4 protein-coding genes are annotated in these 3,530 nt (G+C 60.3%); 2 read left to right on the top strand and 2 right to left on the bottom strand.

The genetic code is table 11. The annotated features are described in order from the left end of the window. The coding region (locus VJR29_12440) for a hypothetical protein (GenBank protein ID HKY64215.1) at window positions 1–187 on the bottom strand (187 nt) is incomplete at its 3' end. A gap of 25 nt (window positions 188–212) precedes the next feature. Continuing rightward, window positions 213–740 carry a hypothetical protein gene (locus tag VJR29_12445; protein HKY64216.1) on the bottom strand — a complete coding sequence of 176 codons (528 nt, stop codon included), beginning with the start codon at window positions 738–740 and terminating at the stop codon, window positions 213–215. Window positions 741–928: 188 nt separating this feature from the next. Between VJR29_12445 and VJR29_12450 the strand changes: the two genes are divergently transcribed. Together VJR29_12450 and VJR29_12455 are read left to right on the top strand one after the other, a co-directional pair. Next, window positions 929–1,849 (top strand): PfkB family carbohydrate kinase, encoded by a 921-nt coding sequence (locus VJR29_12450; GenBank protein HKY64217.1) that lies wholly within the window; start codon window positions 929–931, stop codon window positions 1,847–1,849. Continuing rightward, complete coding sequence (locus VJR29_12455) at window positions 1,850–3,514, top strand: methylmalonyl-CoA mutase family protein (GenBank protein HKY64218.1); 1,665 nt, start codon at window positions 1,850–1,852, stop codon at window positions 3,512–3,514. Window positions 3,515–3,530: the final 16 nt, after the last annotated feature.

Raw genomic sequence — 3,530 nt, forward strand, 5'->3', positions numbered from 1 at the left:
TTTCCGAGGTCCAGAGCGCGGAGAGCAAGGGACGAAGCGGCTTCGGGATCGCGGACCCGGCATTTTCCAACAACGCCGGCAGAGCGCTCTGGGATGCTTCCGGTTGATTTTCCCCCTTGAGCTCGGCAAAGAAGGAAGCCCTAAGCGTTTTCCCCACGACATCCTGTAAAGCGGTCAGTTTCGTCATTGTTTCCCCTTATGAATGATCCAAATCAAAGCGAGGCCACTTCACTCGGCGGGCCGAAGATGAAATTCAAAATAGAAGCGATGATCGAATCGTCGTCGATCGGCGGAACCGGCTTCTTCTCGGGCTGCTCGGCCGGCGGGACATAGGGCGGTGGCTCGCATTGGTAGAGGCGGATCTTGCCGTTCTCCCAGCGCATATTCATGGTCACCGACTTGACGATTCGCTCCTCGGGCTGGAAGATCCACCAGCCGGTGTTGCCAAGATAGCGCTCGTCCATGTGGACCGTGACCACCTTGGTCAGGCCGTCGGGAAATGGCGCCGGTTCTTCGTTCTCGATTTTCCAGGGAAAGAGCGGCCGCCAGGGATTGTTGATCGTCTTCTCGAGCCGGATTCGGGCGTCGCGAATCTCGAGGTCATTGATCACGCCGTCGAGCCGGTACTCTTCGAGGCAGCTGTCGGAATCGACATCCTCGCAGATCGCCGCGTTCTCGGCGTAGTAGGCCTCGTAAAGCCTCTCCCCACTGGTGTCGTTAATCCAAACTTTGCCGCCCATACTCTTCTCTCCCTACATCGTATAAAGCAAAGCGGGTGCCATGCATTAAAATTAATAATTTCAATATGTTATATAAAATATCCCTTTCGGAAAATCCGTCACTAGTTCACAGGTTGGGAACTAAACCGGGACTGAAAACCCCATGGATTTGAGGTTGAATGGTCGATTCCGATGACGTAAGAGCGCTTATGTCCCTCACCGTCATCGGCACCGTTGCCTTGGATAGCGTCGAAACCCCCTTCGGAAAAATCGAGGAAGGCTTGGGCGGCTCGGCCACCCATTTCGCGGCCTCGGCCAGCTTTTTCAGCCCCCTCTCGCTGGTCGCCGTCGTCGGCGAGGATTTCCCGGAAAAGCACGTCGATTTCTTCAAGAGCCGGCCCATCGATTTGGAATGTCTCAAGCGCCTGCCCGGTAAGACCTTCCGCTGGAAAGGCCGCTACGAGCACGATCTCAACACCGCCCATACCCTCGACACCCAGCTCAACGTCCTGCTCGACTTTGCGCCCCAATTGAACGGCGGCGCCCGACGCAATCCCTTCCTCTTCCTCGGCAACATCGATCCGAGCCTCCAGGAGCGAGTCATCGACCAGATGGAAGGCCAGCCCCTGATCGCGATGGACACGATGAATTTCTGGATCAAGGATTACCGCGAGCCGCTGCTCAAGACTCTGAAGAAGGTCGACATGCTGGTGATCAACGAGGGCGAGGCCCGGCTTTTGGCCGACACGCCCAATTTGGTGAAGGCCAGCAAGATCATTCGCGGCCTCGGCCCCAAGACCCTGATCGTCAAGCGCGGCGAGTACGGCGCCCTGGTCTTCCACGGCGAGGAGATCTTCAACGCGCCGGCCCTGCCGCTGGAGGAGATCCTCGACCCGACCGGCGCCGGCGACGCCTTCGCCGGCGGCCTGATGGGCTATCTCGCCCAGACCGGCGACCGCAGCTTCCGCAACCTCCGCAAGGCCGTGATCTACGGCAGCGTGATGGCCAGCTTCATCGTCGAGAAATTCAGCATGGACCGCCTGCGCTCCTTGAGCCGGGAGGAGATCGAAGCCCGCTACCGCCTGTTCTGCGAGCTGGCTCACTTTGAAAATTTTGCCGGAGCCGCTTGAATGTCGAAATTCGAAGAAGCCAAAAAGACCTGGGAAGAAAAAGTCCTCAAGAAGAACCTGGAAAAATCCCCCGAATCGAAGCCCCGATTCGACACCACCTCGGGCATCGAGATGGAGCGGGTCTTCCTGCCCGATTTCTCCAAGCTCAATGAAGGGAGCTACCTCGCCGAGCAAGGCTTCCCCGGCCAATTCCCCTTCACCCGCGGCGTCCAGCCCACGATGTACCGCGGCCGCCACTGGACGATGCGGATGTACGCCGGCTTCGGCACCGCCGAGGAATCCAACGAGCGCTACCGCTACCTGATCGCCAAGGGCGGCACCGGCCTCTCGGTCGCCTTCGACCTGCCGACCCAGATGGGCTACGACAGCGACAGCCCCCGGGCCCTGGGCGAGGTCGGCAAGGCCGGCGTGGCCATCGACTCGCTCGAGGACATGGAGATCCTCTTCAAGGGAATCCCGCTCGACAAGGTCAGCACCTCGATGACGATCAACTCCACCGCCTCGATCCTGCTGGCGCTCTACATGGGCGTGGCCGAGAAGCAAGGCGTCGGCTTCGACAAGATCAGCGGCACCATCCAGAACGACCTGCTCAAGGAATACATCGCCCGCGGCACTTACATCTATCCGCCCGAGCACTCGATGCGGATCATCACCGACGTCTTCGCCTTCTGCAAAAGCCGGGTACCGAAGTGGAACACGATCTCGATCAGCGGCTACCACATCCGCGAAGCCGGCTCGACCGCGGTCCAGGAGGTCGCCTTCACCCTGGCCAACGGCCTGGCTTACGTCCAAGCCGCGGTCGACAAGGGCCTCGACGTCGACGACTTCGCCTCCCGCCTCTCCTTCTTCTTCAACGCCCACAATAATTTTTTGGAAGAGGTCGCCAAGTTCCGGGCCGCCCGCCGGCTCTGGGCCAAGCTGATGAAGGAGCGCTTCAAGGCCAGCGACCGCAACTGCATGCTCCGCTTCCACACCCAAACCGGCGGATCGACGCTCACCGCCCAGCAGATCGACAACAACGTCGTCCGCGTCGCCTACCAGGCCTTGGCCGCGGTCTTGGGCGGAACTCAAAGTCTCCACACCAATTCGCGCGACGAAGCCTTGGCCCTGCCGACCGAAGCCTCGGCGACTTTGGCTCTGCGCACCCAGCAGCTCATCGCCTACGAGACCGGCGTCGCCGACACCATCGACCCCTTAGCGGGGAGTTACCTCATCGAGTCGCTCACCGACCAAATCGAGAAGAAGGCCTTGGAGTATATCGAGAAGATCGACAGGATGGGCGGAGCGGTGAAGGCCATCGAGGCCGGCTTCCAGCAGCGCGAGATCCAGGAGTCGGCCTACCAATATCAGAAGGCGATCGAGGAGAAGCGCCAGATCATCGTCGGCGTCAACGAGTTCACGATGAAGGAAGAGCCGGTGAAGGACATCCTCAAGGTCGACCCGGCGCTGGAGCTCCGGCAAAAGCAGCAGCTCAAGGCCCTGCGCGAGCGCCGCGACAATCTCAAGGTCGCCCAAGCCCGCGAAGCCTTGGCCAAGGCGGCCCGCGGCAAAGACAACCTCATGCCCCACATCCTCGAGGCCGTTCGCTGCTACACCACCCTGGGCGAGATCAGCGACACGCTCCGCGGGGTCTTCGGGCTGTACCAAGAAAGAATCGTCCTGTGAGGAAATCTCCTCCTTT

It is taken from the genome of bacterium (assembly GCA_035281585.1).
Taxonomy (GTDB): domain Bacteria; phylum UBA10199; class UBA10199; order DSSB01; family DSSB01; genus DATEDP01.